The sequence below is a fragment of the Streptomyces griseorubiginosus genome, from assembly GCF_017614965.1.
GTDB classification, from domain to species: Bacteria; Actinomycetota; Actinomycetes; order Streptomycetales; family Streptomycetaceae; genus Streptomyces; species Streptomyces griseorubiginosus_B.
In genome coordinates, this window is sequence record NZ_WVUG01000140.1 from 1 (window position 1) to 21,697 (window position 21,697).

The window sequence follows — 21,697 nt, forward strand, 5'->3', positions numbered from 1 at the left end:
GTACGGTGGAGGGGTGGGAGAGGGTCCGGGTTAGGTCGGAGTGCCGCCTGGAGAGTCGTTCCTTTGATCCCGTAATGTGGCATTTGTCGTCCGGTGAGCAGCATCCGGGCGCGGCTCTTGGGGAAGGGACTCATGGACTTGATGGAGCGCACCGTCGTCCGCTGTGCCGATGGGCACGTCTTCAGCACCGCTTCGTTCCCGATGCAGCAGGCCGAGCGTCTCGGCCCCGGCCGGCTCATGCGGTGTCCACGCTGTGCGCGGCTGCGCAGTGTCGTGCCGGTCAGTCTCGAGAAGCGGTAGCGCGCGGCGGTAACGGGCGGATGTGAGGCGCGTGGCGCGGCAGGATTGTGGGCCGTCCACGCGCCTTGCGTATCCTCGGGGCGTGCTTCTCTCAGACAAGGACATCCGGGCCGAGATCGACGCCGGGCGAGTGGTGATCGATCCCTACGACGAATCCATGGTGCAGCCGTCGAGTGTCGACGTGCGCCTGGACCGGTTCTTCCGGGTGTTCGAGAACCACAAGTACCCGCACATCGACCCCTCCGTCGAGCAGGTCGACCTCACCCGGCTCGTGGAGCCGGAGGGCGACGAGCCGTTCATCCTGCACCCGGGCGAGTTCGTCCTGGCCTCGACGTACGAGGTCATCACGCTCCCCACCGACCTCGCCTCGCGCCTGGAGGGCAAGAGCTCCCTCGGCCGGCTCGGACTGGTCACCCACTCCACCGCCGGCTTCATCGACCCCGGCTTCTCCGGTCACGTCACCCTGGAGCTCTCGAACCTCGCGACGCTCCCCATCAAGCTGTGGCCCGGCATGAAGATCGGCCAGCTGTGCATGTTCCGTCTCTCCTCGCCCGCCGAGTTCCCCTACGGCAGCGAGCGCTACGGCTCCCGGTACCAGGGCCAGCGCGGCCCCACCGCCTCCCGGTCCTTCCTCAACTTCCACCGGACGCAGGTATGAGCGCCCCGCGCGAGAACCTCACCTACGGGGCCTTCGGCACGGCCGTCCGCGAGCTCGCGCAGACCATCGCCGACGACGGGTACGAGCCGGACATCATCCTGAGCATCGCGCGCGGCGGGGTCTTCGTCGCCGGCGGGCTCGCGTACGCGCTCGACTGCAAGAATCTCCACCTGGTGAACGTCGAGTTCTACACCGGCGTGGGGACGACGCTCGACATGCCGGTGATGCTGGCGCCCGTCCCCAACGCGATCGACTTCACCGACAAGAAGGTGCTGATCGCCGACGACGTGGCCGACACCGGCAAGACCCTGAAACTGGTCCACGACTTCTGCCTCGACGCCGTCGCCGAGGTCCGCTCCGCCGTCATCTACGAGAAGTCGCAGTCGCTGGTGAAGTGCGAGTACGTGTGGAAGCGCACGGACGACTGGATCAACTTCCCCTGGAGTGTCCTGCCCGTGGTGCGTAGGTCGGGCGAGCCCGTCACTCCGTCCAACGAAGCGCTCTGAGGCGAGCGCTGGGGCGAGCGAGGGCTCGCCGTCCCTGACTGGGGAGGAGCCGGGCATCCACGAGTATCTATACACTGCGCGTATACGTGGTGTGTATAGTGCGCGCTCGTAAGAGAAGTGCGATGTGCGAGCGTGGAGGTCGGCATGGCGGCGACTGCGATACCCGACGAGTCGGCGGTACGGAGCGGTGGCCCCGGTGCCTGGGGTGCCGCGATGGCGGCGACGGTGGGCGGAGTGCTGCTCGGCGTGCTCACCAACCTGGCCCAGGGGTGGCTCCCCGGCGCGTGGAACCAGCTCGCCAACTCGGGTGCCGTCTGGTCGGCCGTGGCGTTCGCCGGGGGTGCCCTGCTCGCCCGCCGGGGGGCGGCTCGCCTGGCCGCTGTCGGGGGTCTCGGCGCGGAGGTCGGGCTCGTGGTGGGGTACTACGGTTACGCCGAGTTCGGGCGCGACGGAATGGGTGACCTGCTCTTTCCGCTCGTCTGGCTCGGCATGGCGTGTGTGGCCGGACCGCTGTTCGGGGTCGCCGGTCACTGGTGGCGACGCGGCGAGGGCGTGCGGGTGCGGGTGACCGGCCTGGCCGCGTTCGCCGGGCTCTTCGGGATGGAGGGGGTGATGGCCGCCTGGGACCTCCATCACGCGTCCCAAGCCTGGGCCTGCTTCGCCGTCTTCGCCCTGGTCCCGCTCCTCATGGCCCGCACGCACCGCGAGCGTGCGTTCACCCTGGCGGCGGCCGTGCCCTGCGCGCTCGTCGCCTACGCGGTCGTCGTTCTGCCTCTTCAGGCGGTGTCCGCCTGAGGCTACGGCCCGCGGCGCTCGGCCCGGCAACGCATGCCCCCGTATCGAACGGGTACAGGCGTGGTGTTTGAATCGAACATGTGAGCGATAATTCGCCGAGGGGTGGATGCCGAGGGTGGACGCCCAAGGTGGATGCCGAAGGTGGACGCCGAGGGTGGTGCCGACGGAAGAGGCGAAGGGAGCCTTGCATGACAGGCCGGAGTGCGGGGCCGTACATACCGGATGATCCTGAAGGCATGTCCAGCATGTCCGGACCGATTCGCGTGATCGTGCTTCCGCCGTCACCCACCGGTGGCCGGCGTGTCCGCGTGGACGGGGAGATCCTCGGCCTGGCCCACAGCCTGGTCGACCTGGCGGAGTTCCTCCGCCGTGCCGGTCTGGAGATCGATCCGGCGGAGGCGGCCGAGTCGCCGTGGATCGACTGGCGGGGGGTGGGGCCGGAGCGCTGGGATCCGGAAGCCTGACAGCCCCCTGCCGAGCCGCGTGTGACCTGACAACCCCCCTGCCGAGCCGCGTGTGAAACGTCCCTGGCGTCTAGAACGTCCCCAGCTTCACGATCGACAGCAGGGCGATCAGCTGGATCGCGCTCGCGCCCAGGGCCTTCGGCCAGGGCAGGTCGTGGGAGCGGCTGACCATCATGGTCAGCAGGGCGCCGGCCGCGACCCAGGTCGCCCAGCCCAGGGCCTGGACGAACGTCGCGTCACCGCCGAAGAACATGGCGAAGACCAGACGGGGCGCGTCGGTCAGGGACATGATCAGCATGGAGAGGCCGACCGTGGGCTGCCAGGCCCCGTCACCGCCCAGCTGACGGGCCAGCGTGTGGGTCACGACGCCCAGGACGAAGGCGGAGAGCACCATCGCCACGGCGGTCGTCAGGACGATCGGCACCGCGTTGGAGAGGGTCGCGTTGATCGCGTCCGACCGGGCGCCGTCGAAGCCGAAGACCGCGAGCAGGCCGTAGAGGAACGTCACGACGAGGGCCGGGCCCCACATCGTGTAGTCGCGCATCTGGAGGAAGGTCTGGTTGGGGGCGAGGACGATCCCCCTCAGCAGGTCCTTCCAGTGCAGCCGGGGACCGATCGGTCCGGCCGGCGCGGAGCCCGCGCGATAGGTCTCGCCCTGGTTGTAGGGGTCCTCGCCGACCGAGAACGCCTGGGTGTGGCCCGGGTTGTTGGCCGCGTACGGGTCGGGGCCGCCCTGCGGGGCGTAGCCGCCGTCACCGAAGTACTCCGGTTCGTCCCGGCCGCCGTAACCACCTCCGTACTGCCCGTGCCCCTGTCCCTGTCCCTGCGCCTGCCCGTGTCCCTGTCCCGGGTACGGGTACGGCTGCGGGGCGGGCGGGTAGCCGTACGACGGCCCCTGCGGCGCCTGCTGTCCGTACGGGGGTTGTTGCGGTCGCGTTTGCGGAGCGCCGTTGTTGCGGGCGCCGCGTCCGATCCTGAATCCAGCCACGCCTTCGAACGTACCCGGTCCCGGAGAGTGACGTGCCGGGCCCGGCGGTTCGGGCCCGGCTTTGCTGCCGAGCTGTGACATCCCCTAAGGGGGAGGTAAAGGCGCCCCCTAGGGAGATCCAAAGGGCGGTGGGACGGCTGGTCCCGGGCGGGTGCGGGTCAGTCGGCGAACAGGGCGCCGAACTGCGGGGTTCCGGTGGTGGAGACGCCGGACGCGCTCGCGGAGAAGGCGCGGGAGCCGGTCGCGGTGATCTTCGTGCCGTTGGAGGGCAGGTAGGTGATGGCCCCGTCGCCGCCGTTCTCGTACGAGCCCACCACCAGGTCGGCCTTGCCGTCACCGGTGACGTCGTCGAGCTTGACGTCGGCGCCGAACAGGTCGCTCTTCTCGTCCTCACCGGGGACGCCGGGTGTGCTCTGGGCGATGTTCTGCATGCCGGACGTGGTGTCGAGACCGGCGGCGGAGCCGTACAGGACGGTGACCGTACCGGTGTTGGTGACACCGTTCAGGTCCTCGTTGGGGGAGCTGACGGCCAGGTCCTGGAAGCCGTCGCCGTTGACGTCGCCCAGGTCGAGGTCCCAGCCGAAGCCGTCGCCGGTCTCCGAGGCGCCGGGGACGTTGCCGGTGTCCTGGGTGAGGCCACTGGTGCGGCCCGGCCCGGACGCGGAGCCGTAGGTGATGTTCACCTTGCCGCCCTTGGCGGAGTCCGGGATCGTGGCGCCGTCGTCGGCGGTGGCGTCCCAGGAGGCGCCGCTGACGATGTCGCCGTAGCCGTCGCCGTTGATGTCGCCGACACCGGTGACGACGCCGGTCTTCAGGGTCTTGGCGCCGGCGACGCTCAGACCGCTCGCGGTGCCGGGGATCCAGTAGTTGGTGTTCCAGTGCCGGGAGGTCCGCGTCTCGTAGCCGTCGACGACCAGGTCGGTGCGGCCGTCGCCGTTGACGTCGCCCGCGGTCAGGTGCATCGGGCCGTACGGGGAATCGTTGCTGCCCGCCTCGATCGGCGGCTTGATGGTGTAACGGCCGCCCGGCGTACCGCTGTTGGTGAAGCCGCCCTTGTAGACGTAGAGGACGTTGGAGGAACTGCCGACGGCCAGGTCGGCCTTGCCGTCGCCATCGAAGTCGCCGGCCGCCAGGTTCATGCCCCAGAAGTCGTGGGAGGAGGGGGCCGGGTCGGGGACGTTGACGCTCCTGCCGGTGAGGCCGCTTCGGGAGCCCAGCAGGATGACCAGGGAACCGCCGTTCGTGTCGGTGCCGACCTTCTCGCCCGGGGAGCCGACGGCGAGGTCGTCGTAACCGTCGTGGTTGAAGTCGGCGTACGCCAGCGCCGCGCCGAACTCGTCGCCGGCCTCGGCGGCGCCCGGGACGCCGGTGGTGTCCTGGCTGATCGTGGTGCGCTTGGCGGAGGAGACGCCGGTGGCGGTGCCGTAGAGGGCGACGACCTGGCCGGCGTTCTTGTGGCCGCTGACGTACGCGGTGTACGCGGAGGTGGCGATGTCGCCGATCCCGTCGCCGTTGAAGTCGGCCTGCCGGACGTGGACGGAGTCGGCGGCGGTCGCGGTGGCGGCCGTGACGGTGACCAGCCCGCCCGTCAGCGCGACGGCGGTGGCCGTCGCGAGGGCGAGTCTCAGGGGCTTGTGCATCAGCTTCTCCTGCGGCGTGCGGGGACACCGGACGGGCGTCCCCGGTCGTGTGGGGCGGTGGCGGTACGGGGCCGTGGTGGCCGGAGGGCGTCAGCCGGCGAGGCTTCGGGCAACGGCCGACGTGAGGGAGCCGGAGCCGGTCAGCCGGCGATCCCGGGATCGCGCGGTGTCGCGATGAGGAGACCGCCCATGAGGCGCAAGGGTTGTACGGGAATTCAGTGGCCCTTGTTGCGCTGCTCCCGCCTTCCGATGCTCTCTAGGCCTGGCCTGGTCGCCGCTAGTCGCCGTCGCCGCCTCCGTCGCGCTTCCTGCGGCCGTTCTTCTCCGACCGGCGCACCAACTCGCCCGCGGCCAGTGTCACGGTGGCCACGGCGCGGGCCCAGCGGGGGCCGCCGCGGGCCGCCCACCACACGCACACGCACCCGCCGACGACGAGCACCAGCACACCGAGCAGCACCAGAAAGGCCACGCCACCACCTCAGCATTCACTCCAACAGCCGCATTCGTACGGTCCCGGTGATCCTCTCAGGCCGGTGTCAGTGGGAGACGGCACAGTGGAGACATGGACACAGACGGACGGATGTTCCTGGCCCGGGGGAAGGTGGCCACCCGGCTGCCCGCACAGGACCTGGACCGGGCCCGGCGCTTCTACGCCGAGGTGCTCGGGCTCGAGCCCGTGGACGAGCGGCCGGGCGGGCTGCTGTACCGGTGCGGAGGAGTGGACTTCGTGGTCTTCCGGTCGACGGGGGCATCGCCCGGCACGTTCACGCAGATGGCCTGGGAGGTGGCGGACATCGAGGCGGTGGTCGCCGAACTCCGGCGGCGTGGAGTGGAGTTCGAGGAGGTGGACGTACCCGGGCTGCGGACCGTGGGAGGGATCGCCGAGGTCGAGGGGAACTACCCGAGCAAGGGCTACCGCGGCGAACGCGGCGCCTGGTTCCACGACAGCGAGGGCAACCTGCTCGCGATCGGGGAGCCGGTGGTCTGAGCGGGGTGTCTCACCCGCGCGGGGTGATTCGGGCCGGCCCGGGGATCGGGAGACTGCGGGTGGCGGGCGGCGTCGCGCCATCCGGGTGAAGTGCGTCGGCGCGGCCCCGTGCGGCGTGCGGTCACCGGCCGGGCGTCCTTGACTGGGAGACGGTGACCACCGGTCCAGCAGGGAGAAGACATGGCAGGGCGTCTGAGGACGAGAAGCATCCGGTGCGCTGCGACCGGGCTGCTGTTGGCCTGTGGCGTGGCCGGCGTGACCAGTTGCTCCGACAGTTCGGGGACGGCGTCGAGCAGTCGGAGCAAGGCGGCCTCCATCGCCTCCTCCGTCGCCTCCTCAGTGGCGTCCTCGGCGGCCTCGGCGGTCGCGTCCGCCGTGCCGTCGCTGGCCTCGCAGGGTGCTTCCGCGCTGGCTTCGGCATCGGCCGAGGCCAGACGGCGCCTGGAGGACGTGCAGAACGGGATCGACGCCAAGGACGACGTACACCTGGGCACCCCGGCCACGGACGCCGACGGGCGGAGCACCGTGGCGGTGCGTGCGCACAACAGCGCGGACTCGGCGAAGTCGTTCGCGGTGCAGGTCGACTTCCGCGACCAGGCGGGCAACCTCCTGGACACCACCGTGGTGACGCTCAACGATGTCGGAGCGGGGAAGGACGGCAAGGCCACCGCCCACAGCAACCGCAAACTGTCCGGCCCCGTCCGCACCGACGTCGCCAGGGCCGTGCGTTACTAGGGGGCCGTCGCTCCGGCAAGGCGGGATCGGCCAGGATGGGTTCATGAGCGTAGTCAAGATCAACGTACTGACCGTGCCCGCCGAGCAGCGGGAGGTGCTGGAGAAGCGGTTCGCCTCGCGGGCCCATGCCGTGGAGGGGTCCGACGGGTTCGAGTGGTTCGAACTGCTGCGGCCGGTCGAGGGGACCGATCAGTACCTCGTGTACACGCGGTGGCGGGACGAGGAGTCGTTCCAGGCCTGGATGGAGGGGTCGATGAAGTCCGCGCACCAGGGCGGCTCCGAGGGCGGGGAGCGGCCGAAGCCCGCGGCCTCCGGGGCGACCCTGTGGTCGTTCGACGTGGTGCAGTCCGCCGGCCCGAAGGGCGAATAGCGAGTCGCGAGTAGCTAGAAGCGATTAGCGAGTCGCGAGTCGCGAGTAGGCATGGGAAAGGCGGCGCCCCCTGGCTCGTGCGAGACAGGGGGCGTCGGCGTGTTCGTGCGGGTTACTTGACCGGCTCGGGCTCCGGCGCGGTCTCCGGGGTCTCCTCGCCCGCCGGGTCGGCCGGGGTCTTGACGGAGTCCAGCAGGAGCTGGGCGACGTCGACGACCTGGATCGACTCCTTCGCCTTGACGCCCGCGGCGGAGCCGCTGTCGGCTGCGGCCTTCTTGGCGTTCACGGAGTCCGTGAGCATGACCAGGCAGAACGGGCAGGCCGTCGAGACGATGTCGGGGTTGAGGGAGAGGGCCTCGTCGACGCGCTCGTTGTTGATGCGCTTGCCGATCCGCTCCTCCATCCACATCCGCGCACCACCGGCGCCGCAGCAGAAGCCGCGCTCCTTGTGGCGGTACATCTCCTCGTTCCTGAGGCCCGGGACGCTCGCGATGATCTCGCGCGGAGGCGTGTAGATCTTGTTGTGGCGGCCCAGGTAGCAGGGGTCGTGGTAGGTGATGATGCCCTCGACGGGCGTCACCGGGACCAGCTTGCCCTCATCCACCAGGTGCTGGAGCAGCTGGGTGTGGTGGATGACCTCGTAGTCGCCGCCGAGTTGCGGGTACTCGTTGCCGATCGTGTTCAGGCAGTGCGGGCAGGTGGCGACGATCTTCTTCGCCGACTTCGGCTTGGCGGACTCGGGGACCACCTTGCCGTCGTCGTCCAGCTCCTCGCCGAACGCCATGTTCAGCGCCATGACGTTCTCCATGCCGAGCTCCTGGAACAGGGGCTCGTTGCCCAGGCGGCGGGCGGAGTCACCGGTGCACTTCTCGTCGCCGCCCATGATCGCGAACTTGACGCCCGCGATGTGGAGGAGCTCGGCGAACGCCTTCGTGGTTTTCTTGGCGCGGTCCTCGAGGGAGCCGGCGCAGCCCACCCAGTACAGGTACTCGACCTCGGTGAGGTCCTCGATGTCCTGGCCGACGACCGGGACCTCGAAGTCGACCTCCTTGAGCCACTCCAGGCGCTGCTTCTTGGCCAGGCCCCAGGGGTTGCCCTTCTTCTCCAGGTTCTTGAGCATCGTGCCCGCCTCGGAGGGGAAGGCCGATTCGATCATCACCTGGTAGCGGCGCATGTCGACGATGTGGTCGATGTGCTCGATGTCCACCGGGCACTGCTCGACGCAGGCGCCGCAGGTGGTGCAGGACCACAGGACGTCCGGGTCGATGACGCCGTTCTCCTCGGCGGTGCCGATCAGCGGGCGCTCGGCCTCGGCGAGGGCCGCGGCGGGCACGTCCTTCAAAGCCTCGGGAGAGGCCTTCTCCTCGCCCTCCATGGACTTGCCGCCACCCGCGAGCAGGTACGGCGCCTTGGCGTGCGCGTGGTCGCGCAGGGACATGATCAGGAGCTTGGGGGAGAGGGGCTTGCCCGTGTTCCAGGCGGGGCACTGCGACTGGCAGCGGCCGCACTCGGTGCAGGTCGAGAAGTCCAGCAGGCCCTTCCAGGAGAACTGCTCGACCTGGGAGACGCCGAAGACGTCGTCGTCACCGGGGTCGGTGAAGTCGATCGGCTTGCCGCCGCTCGTCATCGGCAGCAGCGCGCCCAGCGAGGTCTCGCCCTTGGCGTTGCGCTTGAACCAGATGTTCGGGAACGCGAGGAAGCGGTGCCAGGCGATGCCCATGTCGGTCCTGAGGGAGACCGTGATCATCCAGATGAAGGACGTCCCGATCTTGATCATCGCCGTGAGGTAGATCAGGTTCTGCAGCGTGGAGACGCTCAGGCCCTTGAACGCGAGCACCAGCGGGTACGAGGCGAAGTAGGCGGCCTCGTAGTGGTGCACGCCGGCCAGCGCGCCCTCCAGGCCGCGCAGCGTCATGATCGCGAGGCCGATGACGAGGATGACCGACTCGACGAAGTAGGCCTGGCCGAAGTTGGAGCCCGCGAACCGGGACTTGCGCCCGGGCCGCCGCGGGTGGCTCAGCTGCCGGATGACGATCAGGGTGAGGATGCCCAGGGACGTCATGGTGCCGATGAACTCGACGAACAGCTCGTACGGCAGCCAGTGCCCGATGACCGGCAGCGCCCAGTCGGCCTGGAAGAGCTGGCCGAAGGCGTTGACCAGGGTGAGCACCAGGGAGAAGAAGCCGACCGCGACGAACCAGTGGGCGACGCCGACCACGCCCCAGCGGTTCATCCGGGTGTGGCCGAGGAACTCCCGGATCACCGTGGCGGTGCGGGCGGTCCAGTCGTCGGTGCGGGTTCCCGCGGGCACGTCCTGGCCGAGGCGTACGAAGCGGTAGATCTGAGCGATGGCACGGCCGAACAGCGCCACGCCGACCACGGCGAGTACCAGCGACACGATGATCGCGGCGAGTTGCATTTCGGGGCTCCTCGGGCCTGCGAGGGTTCTGCGGGGTCTCTCAGCGGATTCCCCGAGATTACTAAGCGGTAACTTATGCAGTCCGTCTGAGACTACCCATATTCTCCGCCGCACTGTAGTCAGCGGTGCGGTGATCTGCGTCGCTGAGGGTGACCTCAAAGGTCCCACACGATCCGATCGTGTTATTCGTACCAAATTGCTACATTCGCCCCTAACTTAGACCCGTGCTCTACGGGATCGTCGCCGCCACCACCGCCCTCCTGCTCGCCGCCGTGCTCAGCGCGCTGCTGCGGGTCCCCGCCCTGCGTCTCGGGGTGGTCGACCGGCGGCGGCAGCGGCCCCTGCCGCTGTTCGGGGGAGTCGCGGTCGTCCTGGCCACCTGCCTGGTCGCGGTCGGAGGGGACCGGTTCGGGGTGACACGGCTCGGCGGCGACGTGGGCCGGCTGGTCGTCACGGGGGCCGTGGTCGCCGCGCTGGGACTGGTCGCGGACGTGCGGCGGGTCAAGGCGCGGGTGCTGGTCGTCGGTACGGCGGTGGCGGCGGCCTGTGTGGTGCCGTACGACGAGACCGGGGTGCCGGCGGGCCTGCTGGCCGTGGGGTGGATCACCTTCGTCGCCCTCGCCTTCCGGGCGCTCGACCACGCCGACGCGCTCGCGGGGACCGTCGGGGTGGTCACCGCCTTCGGGGTGGGCGCCTGCGCGGCGGCCGAGGTGATGGACGGGCTCGCCGTGCTGCTCAGTGTGCTGGCGGCCGCGCTGACGGGGTTCCTGATGCACAACTGGCACCCCGCGCGCGTGGGGCTCGGCTCGTGCGGCTCGCTGTTCACGGGGTTCGTGCTGGCCGCGTCCGCCGTGTCCACCCGGGCGGGCTACGGGCTCGCCCCCAGCGCGGGCGTGCTGTTCGCGCTGACCGCCGTCGCGAGTGCCGACGTACTGCTCGTGGTGCTGGCGCGGCTGCTGGGCGGGCGGCCGGTGCTGCGGCGCGGGCCGGACCATCTCGCGCACCGGCTGCGGCGGACGGGGCTGACCGGTCCCGGGGTGACCGTGCTGCTCGGGCTCGGGGCGTTTGCGGGGGTGCTCGTCGGGGTGCTCGTGCATCTGGGGTGGATCGCCGACTCGGGCGTGTTCTGGGTGGGGGGAGGGGCGTTGTGTGTGGTGCTCGTACTCCTTCGGATCCCTGGCCGTGCCCCTAGGGGTTCCGCGTCCACGCAGGTCAGAGGGCAGTTGCGCGTAAGGAACGGATAAGAGTTGAGCCCTGGTGACTCAGGTCTGTTGACCCAATCGCAGACGTCATGCACACTTGAGTCCGTTGCACTCAAGTCAGCTGGAGGAACCAACCATGGCACGTGCGGTCGGCATCGACCTGGGCACGACTAACTCCGTCGTCAGCGTTCTGGAGGGCGGCGAGCCCACCGTCATCACCAACGCCGAGGGCGCCAGGACCACGCCGTCCGTCGTCGCCTTCGCGAAGAACGGTGAGGTGCTCGTCGGCGAGGTGGCCAAGCGTCAGGCGGTCACCAACGTGGACCGGACCATCCGGTCCGTGAAGCGCCACATGGGCACCGACTGGAAGATGGAGCTCGACGGGAAGCCCTTCAACCCGCAGCAGATCTCCGCCTTCATCCTTCAGAAGCTGAAGCGCGACGCCGAGTCCTACCTGGGCGAGAAGGTGACCGACGCGGTCATCACCGTCCCGGCGTACTTCAACGACTCCGAGCGTCAGGCGACCAAGGAGGCCGGCGAGATCGCCGGTCTGAACGTCCTGCGCATCGTGAACGAGCCGACCGCGGCCGCGCTCGCGTACGGCCTCGACAAGGACGACCAGACGATCCTCGTCTTCGACCTCGGTGGCGGCACCTTCGACGTGTCCCTCCTGGAGATCGGCGACGGCGTCGTCGAGGTGAAGGCCACCAACGGTGACAACCACCTCGGTGGTGACGACTGGGACCAGCGCGTCGTCGACTACCTGGTGCAGCAGTTCAAGTCCGGTCACGGCGTGGACCTGGGCAAGGACAAGATGGCGCTGCAGCGTCTGCGCGAGGCCGCCGAGAAGGCCAAGATCGAGCTGTCCTCGTCCACCGAGACCTCGATCAACCTGCCCTACATCACGGCTTCCGCCGAGGGCCCGCTGCACCTGGACGAGAAGCTCACCCGCGCCCAGTTCCAGCAGCTGACGGCCGACCTGCTGGAGCGCTGCAAGACGCCGTTCCACAACGTCATCAAGGACGCCGGCATCTCGATCAACGAGATCGACCACGTCGTCCTGGTCGGTGGCTCCACCCGTATGCCCGCCGTCGCCGAGCTCGTCAAGGAGCTGACCGGCGGCAAGGAGGCCAACAAGGGCGTGAACCCGGACGAGGTCGTCGCCATCGGCGCCTCGCTCCAGGCCGGTGTCCTCAAGGGTGAGGTCAAGGACGTCCTGCTGCTCGACGTCACCCCGCTGTCCCTCGGCATCGAGACCAAGGGCGGCATCATGACCAAGCTCATCGAGCGCAACACCACGATCCCGACCAAGCGCTCCGAGATCTTCACCACGGCCGAGGACAACCAGCCGTCCGTGCAGATCCAGGTCTACCAGGGCGAGCGCGAGATCGCGGCGTACAACAAGAAGCTCGGGATGTTCGAGCTGACCGGTCTGCCGCCGGCGCCGCGCGGTGTCCCGCAGATCGAGGTGTCCTTCGACATCGACGCCAACGGCATCATGCACGTGACCGCCAAGGACCTGGGCACGGGCAAGGAGCAGAAGATGACCGTCACCGGCGGCTCCTCGCTGCCGAAGGACGAGGTCGACCGGATGCGCCAGGAGGCCGAGCAGTACGCGGAGGAGGACCACCGCCGCCGCGAGGCCGCCGAGACCCGCAACCAGGGCGAGCAGCTTGTCTACCAGACGGAGAAGTTCCTCAAGGACAACGAGGACAAGGTCCCCGGCGAGATCAAGACCGAGGTCGAGGCGTCCGTCGAGGAGCTGAAGGCCGCGCTCAAGGGCGAGGACACCGCCGAGATCCGCACCGCCACCGAGAAGGTCGCGGCCGTCTCGCAGAAGCTCGGCCAGGCCATGTACGCCGACGCCCAGGCCGCCCAGGCCGCCGGTGGCGCGTCCGCCGGCGCCGAGGCCCCGAAGGCCGACGACGACGTGGTCGACGCCGAGATCGTGGACGACGAGCGCAAGGACGGTGCCGCGTGACGGAGGAGACCCCGGGCTTCGAGGAGAAGCCCGACGTCCCCTCCGGCGCCACCTCTGACGACGCCGAGCCGAAGGCCGCCTCCGAGGGGGCGGCCCCGGCCGGGGACGCAGCGCAGATCGCCGGTCTGACGGCCCAGCTGGACCAGGTGCGCAAGGCGCTCGAGGAGCGCACGGCGGACCTCCAGCGGCTGCAGGCCGAGTTCCAGAACTACCGCCGCCGCGTGGAGCGGGACCGGATCACGGTCAAGGAGATCGCCGTCGCGAACCTCCTGACCGAGCTCCTGCCCGTGCTCGACGACATCGGCCGCGCGCGGGAGCACGGCGAACTCGTCGGCGGATTCAAGTCCGTCGCGGAGTCGCTGGAGACCGTCGCGGCGAAGATGGGTCTGCAGCAGTTCGGCAAGGAGGGCGAGCCCTTCGACCCGACCATCCACGAGGCCCTGATGCACTCCTACGCTCCGGATGTCACCGAGACGACCTGCGTGGCGATCCTGCAGCCCGGGTATCGCATCGGCGAGCGCACCATCCGCCCCGCGCGGGTGGCGGTCGCCGAACCGCAGCCGGGCGCGCAGACGGTGAAGGCCGAGGGGGCCGAGGAGGCCCCGGCGGCCGAGGAGAAGAAGGACAACGGCCCTGAGGAGGGCTGACGTAGGTACCGATCGGAACACCGGAAAGGGGGCGCGTCGGGGATGAGCACCAAGGACTTCATCGAGAAGGACTACTACAAGGTCCTCGGCGTCCCCAAGGACGCCACCGAGGCCGAGATCAAGAAGGCGTACCGGAAGCTCGCCCGCGAGTTCCACCCGGACGCCAACAAGGGCAACGCCAAGGCCGAGGAGCGCTTCAAGGAGATCTCCGAGGCGAACGACGTCCTCGGCGACCCCAAGAAGCGCAAGGAGTACGACGAGGCCCGCACCCTCTTCGGCAACGGCGGATTCCGTCCGGGGCCGGGCGCGGGCGGCGGGTCCTTCAACTTCGACCTGGGCGACCTCTTCGGAGGCGGCGCCCAGAGCGGGGGCTCCGGCGGTTTCGGCGGCGGGCTCGGTGACGTCTTCGGGGGCCTGTTCAACCGTGGCGGCACGGGCACGACCCGTACCCAGCCGCGGCGCGGCCAGGACATCGACACCGAGGTCAGCCTCAGCTTCACCGAGGCGATCGAGGGGGCGACGGTCCCGCTGCGGATGTCCTCGCAGGCACCGTGCAAGGCCTGTTCGGGCACCGGCGACGCGAACGGCAACCCGCGGGTGTGCCCGACGTGCGTGGGCACCGGACAGGTCGCCCGGGGCTCCGGCGGAGGGTTCTCCCTCACCGACCCCTGCCCCGACTGCAAGGGCCGCGGCCTGATCGCGGAGAACCCCTGCGAGGTCTGCAAGGGCTCGGGACGCGCCAAGTCCTCGCGCACCATGCAGGTCCGCATCCCGGCGGGCGTCTCCGACGGGCAGCGCATCCGGCTGCGCGGCAAGGGGGCGCCGGGCGAGCGGGGCGGCCCCGCGGGCGACCTGTACGTCACGGTCCATGTGTCCGGGCATCCTGTGTTCGGCCGCAAGGGCGACAACCTGACGGTGACCGTCCCGGTGACGTTCGCGGAGGCCGCCCTGGGCGGCGAGGTCCGTGTGCCGACCCTGGGCGGGCCGCCGGTCACCCTGAAGCTGCCGCCGGGCACGCCCAACGGCCGCACCATGCGCGCCCGGGGCAAGGGCGCGGTCCGCAAGGACGGCACCCGCGGGGACCTGCTGGTCACCGTCGAGGTGAGTGTCCCCAAGGACGTGACGGGGAAGGCTCGTGACGCACTGGAGGCGTATCGCGAGGCGACCGCGGGCGAGGACCCGCGGGCGGAGTTGTTCCAGGCCGCGAAGGGAGCATGACGAGATGGACGGCCGTCGGCGCGGTGACAATTTTCGTGGGCCGTATGAACTGACCGAGGAGACCCCGGTCTACGTCATCTCGGTGGCGGCCCAGCTGTCCGGTCTGCACCCGCAGACCCTGCGTCAGTACGACCGCCTGGGGCTGGTCTCCCCGGACCGCACCGCGGGCCGGGGCCGGCGCTACTCGGCCCGCGACATCGAACTGCTGCGCCAGGTGCAGCAGTTGTCGCAGGACGAGGGCGTCAACCTGGCCGGCATCAAGCGCATCATCGAGCTGGAGAACCAGGTCGCCGCGCTCCAGCAGCGCGTCGCCGAGCTCCAGGCCGCCGTCGACGGCGCGGCGGCGGCGATGCAGCAGCGCGAGGCGGCCGTGCACGCGTCGTACCGGCGTGACCTGGTGCCGTATCAGGAGGTGCAGCAGACCAGCGCGCTGGTGGTCTGGCGCCCGAAGAAGGCCAAGGACTGAAGAAGGCCAAGGACTGAAGGCCAAGGACCAGAGACGCTCCGTCTTTCGAAGAGACCCCGGAATGGCTGATTCCGGGGTCTCTTCGTATGGGAGCATGTGAGGGCGCGGTGATCATCGAGGCGCTTGGTGGAGGGTCCGTAAAGGCGCATTGGTGAAGGTTGTGCCAGGTCTTCACAACACAAGCGGAGCGTGGCGTTGCGCACTCGTTAAGTAGTTCCGCTTGACGCCCGGGGTGAGTGCCGCGTTGGCTTTTCAGTCATCCGGTCGCATTGAGGCGCCCGTGTCCCGAAAGCATCAGAAGTGAGCAGGCCAGTGAGCAGTTCCATGCGTCGTATTGCCATATCCGTGGCCGCGTCCACGCTGTCCCTCTCGCTGGCGGGCTGCGGCGTGCTGGGCGTGTCCGACAGCGGTGCCTCGGCGAGGCCCACGAAGGGCAACGACGTCACGGTCGGTCTGCTGCTGCCGGAGACGGCGAACACGCGCTACGAGAACTTCGACTACCCCATCGTCAAGAAGCAGGTCGCCTCCCTCACGAGGAACGAGGGCAAGGTCGACTACGCCAACGCCGGGCAGGACGCGAAGAAGCAGACGTCCCAGATGCAGAAGATGATCGACGACAAGGTCGACATCATCCTGCTGGACGCCGTCGACTCGCACGCCATCGCGCCCGAGGTGCAGAAGGCCAAGGACGCGGGCATCCCGGTCATCGCCTACGACCGCCTCGCCGAGGGCCCGATCGACGCGTACATCTCCTTCGACAATGAACTCGTCGGCGAGGTCCAGGCGCGTTCCCTGCTGGAGGCCCTCGGCAGCGAGGCCGACACCTCCGACAAGGTCGTCATGATGAACGGCTCGTCGACCGACCCCAACGCCAAGCAGTTCAAGGCGGGCGCGCTGTCCGAGCTGGGCGGCAAGGTGACGATCGCCGACTCCTTCGACACCGTCGACTGGAAGCCGGAGAACGCCCAGGCCAACATGACCAAGGCGATCGACAAGATCGGCAAGGACAACATCGCGGCCGTCTACTCCGCCAACGACGGCATGGCCGGCGGCATCGTCAAGGCCCTGGAGAACGCGGGCGTCACCAAGCTGCCTCCGGTCACCGGACAGGACGCGGAACTCCCGGCCGTGCAGCGGATCGTCTCGGGCGAGCAGTACATGACCGTCTACAAGTCCTACCCGGACGAGGCCGCGGCCGCCGCGCAGATGGCCGTCGCCAAGGTCCAGGGCCACGACATCCAGTTCGACGCCCTCACCCAGGACAGCGTGGACAGCCCCACCAACAAGGCCATCCCGGCGCAGCTGCTCACCGTGACCGCCGTGACGAAGAAGAACATCAAGTCGACGGTCGTCGCGGACGGCTTCTACAAGATCTCCGACATCTGCACCGGCGAGTACAAGTCGAAGTGCGCGGCCATCGGCCTGAAGTGACGTGAAGTGACGGGATGTGGCGGGGAGGGCCGGGACCGGGTGACGGGACCGGCCCTCCCCGCACGCTCGGCCCTCCCGGCCGTTCTCACGCCACCCGCGTGAACTCCACCGTCACCTCCGGCGGGCCGCCCGCCACGCCCCGGTAGACGCCCTTGTGCGGGGTGACGTCGTCGTAGTCCCGGCCGCGGGCCACCACCACGTGGGACTCGTCGGCGCGGACCCGGTTGGTGGGGTCGTGCCCGCACCACTCGCCCGCCCAGTACTCGATCCAGGCGTGGCTCTGCCCGGCGACGGGCCGGTGCAGTTCGGCTTCCCGCTCGGGGTGGAGGTAGCCGGAGACATAGCGCGCGGGCAGGCCGACGCCCCGCAGCAGGGCGATGGTGAGGTGGGTGATGTCCTGGCAGACGCCCGCGCCCTGCTCCCAGGCCTGGGCCGGCGAGGTGTTCACGCTGGTGGCGCCGGGGAGGTAGGAGACCCGGTCGGCGACCAGGGCGGAGACCGCGAGCGCCGTCTCGTGCGGGTCGAGGCCGGCCGCGGCCTTCCGCGCCTTCTTCACCAGCTTGGCGGGGACCGTCGTACGGCCCGTCGGGGACGCGTACTCCAACAGGCGGGACCCGGCGATCCGTTCGGCCACCTCGGACCACGCGGGCGGCCGGGGCAGCGGGCCGGGCGGGGAGGTCTCGACCAGGCTGGAGGCCGTGATGGTGAGGTGGCCGTGCGGGTCCATCAGGTCGAAGCCGGTGACCTGGGTGCCCCAGTAGTCCCAGTACGACCAGGTGGGCGTCGTCGGGTTGACGGTGACCCGGGCGTCCAGGGTGGTCTGGCCGGGCAGCGTCAGCGGGGTCATGCGGACCTCGTTGTGCGAGGAGGCCGCGGGCTGGGCGTACGAGACGCGGGTGGTGTGCTTGATGCGGAGCCGGCGGGTCATGCTCACGCTCCTTCCTGGGCCCACTCGACGGGCCCCGGGTAGGGGAAGAACCGCTCGGCCACCGCGTCCGCGGACGCCATGCAGGCCTGCTGCAGGTCTCCCAGGAGGTCCGGCAGCTGTTCCTCGAGATGGTGGGTGTCCAGGTATTCGAGGCGGGTGCGCAGCCGGCCGATGGGGCGGCGCGCGGGGTCCTGACGGGGGCGGCCGAGGGCGGTGAGGCACTCCTCGGCCGTGGTCAGCGCGTGCAGCGCCGAACGCGGGAAGTCGCGGTCCAGGAGCAGGAACTCCGCCACGCGCGGGGTGTCGCCGAATCCGCCGTACACACGCGCGTACGCCTCGTCCGCGCCGGAGGCGCTCAGCAGGGTCGGCCAGTCGGGCGCGTGCGCCGCGTCCAGCACCCGTACCGACAGCAGCCGTACGGTCATGTCCACCCGCTCCAGGCTCCGGCCAAGGACGACGAACCGCCAGCTGTCGTCCCGGCTCATGGTGGAGTCGGCCAGCCCGAAGAAGAGGGCGGCCCGGCTGCGCACGAGTTCCAGATAGGCGTAGGGGCCGGTGCGGCGGGCCGCCATCCGCTGGTCGGCCAGTGCGTGCCAGGTGGAGTTCAGGCACTCCCACATCTCCGAGGAGACGGCCTCACGGGCGCTGCGCGCGTTGAGCCGGGCGGCGCCCAGCGCGCCCTCGATGGAGCCCGTGGAACGGGCGTCGAAGGCCAGCTGGTCGAGGACCTGCTGCATGTCCACGCGGGTGTCGCCCGCGTCCATGCCGAGGATCGCGTACAGCGACCGGCAGGCCGCGTCCTCGTCGCGCCAGGGGTCCTCCAGCATGCGGTGCAGATAGGCGTCGAGGATGCGGCCGGTGGCGTCGGCCCGCTCGACGTAACGGCCGGTCCAGGTCAGGGACTCGGCTATCCGGGAGAGGATCACGTCGTTCACTGCTGCGCCCCTTCCTGTACGACCGTTCGGGTGCCGTCGGGGCCGAGCCGGCGTGGGGCGACGGCGGGAATGGCGGAGTCCGGCTCGGGCGCGGGCTGCTCGGCGGGGCCCTCGGCCAGCACCCAGGTGTCCTTGGAGCCACCGCCCTGACTGGAGTTGACGATCAGGTTGCCCTCCTGGAGGGCGACGCGGGTGAGCCCGCCGGGCAGCACCCACACCTCGTTGCCGTCGTTCACGGCGAACGGACGCAGGTCGATGTGGCGCGGCGCCATGCGCTCCCCGGCCAGGGTGGGGGAGGTGGACAGGGCGACGGGCCGCTGGGCGATGAAGCCGCGCGGATCGGCGGCGACGGCTTTGCGAGTGCGTTCCAGGGTCTCTCGGTCGGCCTTCGGTCCGATGACGATGCCCTGTCCGCCGGCGCCGTCGACCGGCTTGACCACCAGCTGCTCGATCTGGTCCAGCACCGCATCCAACTGCCCTGGCTCGTCCGGTCGGTAGGACTCCACATTGGGAATAATCGGTTCCTCGGACAGGTAGTAGCGGATGAGGTCCGGGACGTAGGTGTAGAGCAGTTTGTCGTCGGCGATCCCGTTGCCCACGGCGTTCGCGAGTGTGACGTTGCCCGCCATCGCCGCGCCCATGATGCCGGGGCAGCCGATCACCGAGTCGGGCCGGAAGTGCAGCGGGTCGAGGAAGTCGTCGTCCAGGCGCCGGTATACGACATGGACCGGCACCTCACCGCGCGTCGTACGCATCCACACCCGATTCGCGCGGCACACCAGGTCGTGCCCCTCGACCAGCTGTACGCCCATCAGCCGTGCCAGCAGGGCGTGTTCGAAGTAGGCGGCGTTGTTGGGCCCGGGGGTCAGCACCACCACCCTCGGGTCCTGCACCCCGTCGGGCGCGGCGGCACGCAGGGCCGCGAGCAGCCGGTGACAGTACCCGTCGACCGGCAGCACGTGCTGTTCGGCGAAGAGGGAGGGGAAGATCCGGGTCATGGCCCTGCGGTTCTCGATGACGTAGGACACCCCGCTGGGCACCCGCACGTTGTCCTCCAGCACCCGGAAGTCCCCGGCCTCGTCCCGCACCAGATCGATTCCGGCCACATGGATGCGCACCCCGCCCGGGGGCTCGACCCCGTGCGCGGCACGGTGGAAGTGCGGGGAGTTGAGCAGCAGCCGCCAGGGCACGACACCGTCCTCGAAGGCACGGCAGGGCCCGTAGGCGTCGGCGAGATAGGCCTCCAGGGCCCTGACTCTCTGACTCACCCCGCGTTGTATGAGATCCCATTCCAGGGTGTCGAGGATCCTGGGCACGAGGTCCAGCGGCCAGGGCCGCTCCTCGCCCGCGAAGGCGTACGTGACGCCCCGGTCGGTGAACGCCCGGGCCATCTGGTCCGCCCGGAAGCGCAGTTCACTCGGTTCGATCGGCTGAAGTGCGGCCAGCACCGGCTCATAGGCGGTCCTGACCTCACCCGGCCGTTCGAACATCTCGTCCCATGCGTCGGCCAACGCGTACGCGTCGAATATGTCCGCCATGAGGGGACGTTAGATGCGATTCGTAACGCGGCGATCACTGAGGCATTTCCGGGAGCTTGCGCGGAAGGACGGGCTCCGCCGGTGCTCCGGTGTGGCCGGTCCGCACCCCCTCAGCTTGTTGCAACCGGGCGGGCGGCGGGCCGGTAATATCCGGGCACACAGGGGCATTTCGACGCCCGTGCCGCCCGGAGCCGTGTTGCGGAGCCGGGAGTGTCCGCGCATAGTTGCGCTGCGGAACACGCCGGATGCGGGGGTGAAATGGGCGATGACCGGGCACGGGACGGACGAGCATCCACACGGTGCTGACCGACTGTGCGAGGCCGGGGATCGTGTGTATTCCCGGGCCGTACGGCGGGGCCGCGTGGCGCGCCGTGACGCCGAGCCGGTGCCCTGTCTGCTGGAGCTGGCCCTGCTGCACCCGGACCCCGACGACATGGACTGGCTGGTGCCGACGTCCCCGCTGGAGGTCATGACGCGGCTGCTGCGCGAGGTCCACGACCAGGTCAGCGCCAACCAGCGGCGGGTGGGCTCGGCGGTGGCCGCGGTCGAGTGGTACGCGGGACTCGGGCCGGCCGTGCAGGTCGGCGCCGCCGAGGGCACGGCGATCCGCGTGCTGGACGGGCTCTCCCGTATCCAGGCGGCGATGGACGAGGCGACACAGGCGTGCACCACGGAGGTGCTCACCGTGCAGCCGGGCGGCATCCGCCCCGAGCACGAGCTGACGGAGGGCCTGCACCGGGCGCTGGAGCTGCGGGCGCGGGGCGTGCGGATGCGCGACCTGTACACGCACGTCGCCCGCCACGGGCAGGGCCTGCTCAACTACCTGGAGCTGATGGGCAACGCGGTCGAGGCACGCACCCTCGACGAGGTCATCGACCGGCTGATCCTCTTCGACCGCACGGTGGCCTTCATCCCCGCCAACGCGGACCGCACCCTCGCCCTGGAACTGCGTCACCCGGCGCTGGTCGGCTACCTCGGCACGGTCTTCGACCGCCTCTGGCGCCTGGCCATCCCCCTCACGGCGCCCCTCCCGGACACCGGCATCGAGGGCATCTCCCACCGCGAGCAGTCCATCGCGGCGCTGCTCGCGGAAGGCCACCAGGACGCGGTCATCGCCGAGCGCCTCGGCATAAGCGTCCGCACCTGCCGCGCCCACATCGCCCGTCTCTCCGAGACCCTGGGCGCCGCCAGCCGCACCCAACTCGGCGTCCGCATCGCCCAGGTGGGCCTGGACGGCCCCCGCGGCCCGGAGGAGGTCACTCCTTCGGTCACTCTTCCCGGTCGAGGATCCCCGACCGTGCGATGAGATAACCGAGCTGCGCCCGGCTGTCACTGCCGAGTGTTGCGGCGAGCTTCGCGATGTGTACCCGGGCGGTACGGATGTTCAGCCCCAGCCGGTCGGCGATCACGGCGTCGGTGTGGCCCTCTACGAGGAGGGTGGCGATGGCGCGTTGGCGGGGGGTGATGCCGTCGGGGGCGGGCTCCGGG

22 protein-coding genes are annotated in these 21,697 nt (G+C 70.0%); 14 read left to right on the top strand and 8 right to left on the bottom strand.

The window, feature by feature from the left end; all coding sequences use genetic code 11:
• Positions 1-382: 382 nt before the first annotated feature.
• From dcd to GRC12_RS24545, 4 genes are all read left to right on the top strand, one after another.
• A complete protein-coding gene (dcd, locus tag GRC12_RS24530; protein ID WP_133044131.1) occupies positions 383-958 on the top strand; it encodes a dCTP deaminase in 576 nt (191 codons plus the stop codon).
• On the top strand, positions 955-1,464 hold the full coding sequence (locus GRC12_RS24535) for a phosphoribosyltransferase (RefSeq protein WP_208781528.1): 510 nt from the start codon (positions 955-957) through the stop codon (positions 1,462-1,464). Before dcd ends, GRC12_RS24535 begins: the two co-directional genes overlap by 4 nt.
• A 144-nt stretch (positions 1,465-1,608) precedes the next feature.
• Entirely contained in the window at positions 1,609-2,259 is a 651-nt protein-coding gene (locus GRC12_RS24540) for a DUF6518 family protein (protein ID WP_208781529.1), read from the top strand.
• A 245-nt stretch (positions 2,260-2,504) separates the two neighbouring features.
• A complete protein-coding gene (locus GRC12_RS24545; RefSeq protein WP_207929794.1) occupies positions 2,505-2,723 on the top strand; it encodes a hypothetical protein in 219 nt (72 codons plus the stop codon).
• Between the two features lie 70 nt (positions 2,724-2,793).
• On the opposite strand, the gene GRC12_RS24550 is transcribed toward GRC12_RS24545, so the two are convergent.
• The 3 genes from GRC12_RS24550 to GRC12_RS24560 all read right to left on the bottom strand — a co-directional run bounded on the left by GRC12_RS24550 (position 2,794) and on the right by GRC12_RS24560 (position 5,820).
• The gene (locus GRC12_RS24550) at positions 2,794-3,792 is read right to left on the bottom strand and encodes a Yip1 family protein (RefSeq protein WP_208781530.1); all 999 of its coding nucleotides are present in this window, start codon (positions 3,790-3,792) and stop codon (positions 2,794-2,796) included.
• Between the two features lie 77 nt (positions 3,793-3,869).
• Entirely contained in the window at positions 3,870-5,351 is a 1,482-nt protein-coding gene (locus GRC12_RS24555) for an FG-GAP and VCBS repeat-containing protein (protein WP_208781531.1), read from the bottom strand.
• 277 nt (positions 5,352-5,628) lie between these two features.
• Complete coding sequence (locus tag GRC12_RS24560; RefSeq protein WP_208781532.1) at positions 5,629-5,820, bottom strand: hypothetical protein; 192 nt, start codon at positions 5,818-5,820, stop codon at positions 5,629-5,631.
• A gap of 93 nt (positions 5,821-5,913) precedes the next feature.
• On the opposite strand from GRC12_RS24560, the gene GRC12_RS24565 reads away from it, so the two are divergent.
• The 3 genes from GRC12_RS24565 to GRC12_RS24575 all read left to right on the top strand — a co-directional run bounded on the left by GRC12_RS24565 (position 5,914) and on the right by GRC12_RS24575 (position 7,444).
• Positions 5,914-6,339 carry a VOC family protein gene (locus tag GRC12_RS24565; RefSeq protein WP_208781533.1) on the top strand — a complete coding sequence of 142 codons (426 nt, stop codon included), beginning with the start codon at positions 5,914-5,916 and terminating at the stop codon, positions 6,337-6,339.
• Between the two features lie 255 nt (positions 6,340-6,594).
• Positions 6,595-7,074 (top strand): hypothetical protein, encoded by a 480-nt coding sequence (locus GRC12_RS24570; RefSeq protein ID WP_208781534.1) that lies wholly within the window; start codon positions 6,595-6,597, stop codon positions 7,072-7,074.
• A 43-nt stretch (positions 7,075-7,117) separates the two neighbouring features.
• On the top strand, positions 7,118-7,444 hold the full coding sequence (locus GRC12_RS24575; RefSeq protein ID WP_133044140.1) for an antibiotic biosynthesis monooxygenase family protein: 327 nt from the start codon (positions 7,118-7,120) through the stop codon (positions 7,442-7,444).
• A gap of 112 nt (positions 7,445-7,556) precedes the next feature.
• Here the strand turns inward: GRC12_RS24575 and GRC12_RS24580 are convergent, their stop codons facing one another.
• A complete protein-coding gene (locus GRC12_RS24580) occupies positions 7,557-9,863 on the bottom strand; it encodes a (Fe-S)-binding protein (protein WP_208781535.1) in 2,307 nt (768 codons plus the stop codon).
• A 224-nt stretch (positions 9,864-10,087) separates the two neighbouring features.
• Here GRC12_RS24580 and GRC12_RS24585 point away from each other — a divergent pair, with 224 nt between their 5' ends.
• The 6 genes from GRC12_RS24585 to GRC12_RS24610 all read left to right on the top strand — a co-directional run bounded on the left by GRC12_RS24585 (position 10,088) and on the right by GRC12_RS24610 (position 16,808).
• On the top strand, positions 10,088-11,107 hold the full coding sequence (locus GRC12_RS24585; RefSeq protein ID WP_208781536.1) for an MraY family glycosyltransferase: 1,020 nt from the start codon (positions 10,088-10,090) through the stop codon (positions 11,105-11,107).
• A 94-nt stretch (positions 11,108-11,201) separates the two neighbouring features.
• Entirely contained in the window at positions 11,202-13,046 is a 1,845-nt protein-coding gene (dnaK, locus tag GRC12_RS24590) for a molecular chaperone DnaK (protein ID WP_133044143.1), read from the top strand.
• Complete coding sequence (gene grpE / locus GRC12_RS24595) at positions 13,043-13,693, top strand: nucleotide exchange factor GrpE (protein WP_208781537.1); 651 nt, start codon at positions 13,043-13,045, stop codon at positions 13,691-13,693. The genes dnaK and grpE overlap by 4 nt, the downstream gene beginning before the upstream one ends.
• A 42-nt stretch (positions 13,694-13,735) precedes the next feature.
• Positions 13,736-14,911 (top strand): molecular chaperone DnaJ, encoded by a 1,176-nt coding sequence (gene dnaJ / locus GRC12_RS24600; protein ID WP_133044145.1) that lies wholly within the window; start codon positions 13,736-13,738, stop codon positions 14,909-14,911.
• Positions 14,912-14,915: 4 nt separating this feature from the next.
• Positions 14,916-15,377: a heat shock protein transcriptional repressor HspR gene (locus GRC12_RS24605; protein WP_133044360.1), complete on the top strand. Its 462-nt coding sequence runs from the start codon at positions 14,916-14,918 to the stop codon at positions 15,375-15,377.
• 324 nt (positions 15,378-15,701) lie between these two features.
• Positions 15,702-16,808, top strand: a complete 1,107-nt coding sequence (locus tag GRC12_RS24610) for a sugar ABC transporter substrate-binding protein (protein WP_208781538.1) — start codon at positions 15,702-15,704, stop codon at positions 16,806-16,808.
• 85 nt (positions 16,809-16,893) lie between these two features.
• On the opposite strand, the gene GRC12_RS24615 is transcribed toward GRC12_RS24610, so the two are convergent.
• The 3 genes from GRC12_RS24615 to GRC12_RS24625 are packed head-to-tail and all read right to left on the bottom strand — an operon-like array spanning position 16,894 to position 20,209.
• A complete protein-coding gene (locus tag GRC12_RS24615) occupies positions 16,894-17,736 on the bottom strand; it encodes a transglutaminase family protein (protein ID WP_208781539.1) in 843 nt (280 codons plus the stop codon).
• Positions 17,737-17,738: 2 nt separating this feature from the next.
• The gene (locus tag GRC12_RS24620; RefSeq protein ID WP_208781540.1) at positions 17,739-18,671 is read right to left on the bottom strand and encodes an alpha-E domain-containing protein; all 933 of its coding nucleotides are present in this window, start codon (positions 18,669-18,671) and stop codon (positions 17,739-17,741) included.
• Entirely contained in the window at positions 18,668-20,209 is a 1,542-nt protein-coding gene (locus tag GRC12_RS24625; protein ID WP_208781541.1) for a circularly permuted type 2 ATP-grasp protein, read from the bottom strand. The genes GRC12_RS24620 and GRC12_RS24625 overlap by 4 nt, the downstream gene beginning before the upstream one ends.
• Positions 20,210-20,474: 265 nt before the next feature.
• On the opposite strand from GRC12_RS24625, the gene GRC12_RS24630 reads away from it, so the two are divergent.
• Positions 20,475-21,515, top strand: coding sequence for a helix-turn-helix transcriptional regulator (locus GRC12_RS24630; protein WP_208781542.1), 1,041 nt, complete (start codon positions 20,475-20,477; stop codon positions 21,513-21,515).
• Here the strand turns inward: GRC12_RS24630 and GRC12_RS24635 are convergent.
• Positions 21,478-21,697, bottom strand: a 220-nt coding sequence (locus GRC12_RS24635; protein ID WP_208781543.1) for a helix-turn-helix domain-containing protein, incomplete at its 5' end; no start/stop codon positions are given. The two genes, GRC12_RS24630 and GRC12_RS24635, sit on opposite strands and share 38 nt — an antisense overlap.

What these genes read in the sequence shown, in the direction of transcription:
- GRC12_RS24535 (WP_208781528.1), top strand. Translation starts at nt 955, where the DNA reads ATGAGCGCCCCGCGCGAGAACCTCACCTACGGGGCCTTCGGCACGGCC.
- GRC12_RS24540 (WP_208781529.1), top strand. Translation starts at nt 1,609, where the DNA reads ATGGCGGCGACTGCGATACCCGACGAGTCGGCGGTACGGAGCGGTGGC.
- GRC12_RS24545 (WP_207929794.1), top strand. Translation starts at nt 2,505, where the DNA reads ATGTCCGGACCGATTCGCGTGATCGTGCTTCCGCCGTCACCCACCGGT.
- GRC12_RS24550 (WP_208781530.1), bottom strand. Translation starts at nt 3,792, where the DNA reads ATGTCACAGCTCGGCAGCAAAGCCGGGCCCGAACCGCCGGGCCCGGCA.
- GRC12_RS24555 (WP_208781531.1), bottom strand. Translation starts at nt 5,351, where the DNA reads ATGCACAAGCCCCTGAGACTCGCCCTCGCGACGGCCACCGCCGTCGCG.
- GRC12_RS24565 (WP_208781533.1), top strand. Translation starts at nt 5,914, where the DNA reads ATGGACACAGACGGACGGATGTTCCTGGCCCGGGGGAAGGTGGCCACC.
- GRC12_RS24575 (WP_133044140.1), top strand. Translation starts at nt 7,118, where the DNA reads ATGAGCGTAGTCAAGATCAACGTACTGACCGTGCCCGCCGAGCAGCGG.
- GRC12_RS24580 (WP_208781535.1), bottom strand. Translation starts at nt 9,863, where the DNA reads ATGCAACTCGCCGCGATCATCGTGTCGCTGGTACTCGCCGTGGTCGGC.
- dnaK (WP_133044143.1), top strand. Translation starts at nt 11,202, where the DNA reads ATGGCACGTGCGGTCGGCATCGACCTGGGCACGACTAACTCCGTCGTC.
- dnaJ (WP_133044145.1), top strand. Translation starts at nt 13,736, where the DNA reads ATGAGCACCAAGGACTTCATCGAGAAGGACTACTACAAGGTCCTCGGC.
- GRC12_RS24605 (WP_133044360.1), top strand. Translation starts at nt 14,916, where the DNA reads ATGGACGGCCGTCGGCGCGGTGACAATTTTCGTGGGCCGTATGAACTG.
- GRC12_RS24610 (WP_208781538.1), top strand. Translation starts at nt 15,702, where the DNA reads ATGCGTCGTATTGCCATATCCGTGGCCGCGTCCACGCTGTCCCTCTCG.
- GRC12_RS24615 (WP_208781539.1), bottom strand. Translation starts at nt 17,736, where the DNA reads ATGACCCGCCGGCTCCGCATCAAGCACACCACCCGCGTCTCGTACGCC.
- GRC12_RS24625 (WP_208781541.1), bottom strand. Translation starts at nt 20,209, where the DNA reads ATGGCGGACATATTCGACGCGTACGCGTTGGCCGACGCATGGGACGAG.
- GRC12_RS24630 (WP_208781542.1), top strand. Translation starts at nt 20,475, where the DNA reads ATGACCGGGCACGGGACGGACGAGCATCCACACGGTGCTGACCGACTG.